At 58.2% G+C, this 1317-nt stretch carries 1 protein-coding gene; it reads right to left on the bottom strand.

The genetic code is table 11. The features are described from left to right. Nucleotides 1–130: 130 nt before the first annotated feature. Nucleotides 131–1057: a transaldolase gene (tal, locus tag FEM54_RS32680; protein ID WP_138454296.1), complete on the bottom strand. Its 927-nt coding sequence runs from the start codon at nucleotides 1055–1057 to the stop codon at nucleotides 131–133. Between the last annotated feature and the right edge of the window lie 260 nt (nucleotides 1058–1317).

Below are 1317 nucleotides of genomic sequence, written 5' to 3'. Positions count from 1 at the left end.
ATTCATCACTGACCCACCGCTATCGCAGGCAAGCCAGCTCCCACAGTTTGAATGGGGTTTGGTTTGAGATCAGCAAACACAAAAAAGGGCGGCACCCTCACAGGTGCCGCCCTTTTTGTCGTCGCCTGCCTTACAGCTTGGCAGTCAACAACGCCTCCAGCTTCTCCTGGTCCCGAGCAAACTGACGAATCCCCTCCGCCAGTTTCTCAGTCGCCATTGCGTCCTCGTTGGACTCCCAACGGAACTGCGCTTCAGTCAAATGCACCCGCGCTTCACCGGCATGGCCTGGCGACAGCTTACGCTCCAGCTTGCCTTCATCCGCCGCCAGCTTCTCCAGCAGGTCCGGGCTGATGGTCAGGCGATCACAGCCGGCCAGCTCTTCAATCTGGCTGAGGTTACGGAAGCTCGCACCCATCACTACAGTTTTATAGCCATTGGCCTTGTAGTAGTTGTAGATGCGCGTTACCGACACAACGCCTGGGTCTTCAGCGCCGGTGTAGTCGTTGCCGTTGGCCTTCTTGTACCAGTCATAGATACGGCCTACAAACGGCGAAATCAGGAACACACCGGCTTCGGCGCAGGCCACGGCCTGAGCAAACGAAAACAGCAGTGTCAGGTTGGTTTGAATGCCTTCTTTTTCCAGCTTCTCCGCTGCGCGGATGCCTTCCCAGGTGGAGGCGATCTTGATCAGCACGCGGTCACGGCCTACGCCGGCTTTGTCGTACAGGTCGATCAGACGGTGCGCACGCTTGAGAATCGCGGCTTCATCGAACGACAAACGCGCATCCACCTCGGTGGAAATACGCCCCGGCACGACTTTGAGAATCTCTTGACCTACCGCCACCGCAAAACGGTCGCTGGCCAGGCCGACGTCACCGTTGCAGTCCTTCACAGCCTCATCCAGCAGCGTGGCATAGCCTGGAATCGACGCCGCCTTGAGCAGCAGGGAAGGGTTAGTGGTGGCGTCTTGCGGCTTGAGCTTGGCGAGGGTGGAGAAATCGCCGGTATCGGCTACAACGGTGGTGAATTGCTTGAGTTGTTCCAGCTTGGAAGTCATAGGCGTGCTCTGTCCTGTGGGTCTGATGACATTACCCGAGCGCCGACAAGCGCTCAAGGGCGCAAATACATTCAGTCGTTTGCGAGGGCAACAACCTGAAAACAGCCGTTTGAATGCCCCGTCTTGGTGCTAAATAGGAGACCAAAACCCCCGACAGGTTCAACCCAAGTTCCCCCAACCCACGCGGCCCCGTGTGAGAGCTGGCTTCCTGTGGCGAGCAGCCTTGCTGTGGCGAGCAGGCTTGCCCTGCGTTGGGGTGC

Origin of the sequence: Pseudomonas edaphica, assembly GCF_005863185.1 — a bacterium.
Lineage (GTDB): Bacteria > Pseudomonadota > Gammaproteobacteria > Pseudomonadales > Pseudomonadaceae > Aquipseudomonas > Aquipseudomonas edaphica.
The sequence above is the reverse complement of the archived record's forward strand: the minus strand, read 5'-3'. Positions and strand labels throughout refer to the sequence as shown.

Bases quoted from the DNA above. Each gene is read 5' to 3' on its own strand.
- tal (WP_138454296.1), bottom strand. From the start codon at position 1,057: ATGACTTCCAAGCTGGAACAACTCAAGCAATTCACCACCGTTGTAGCC.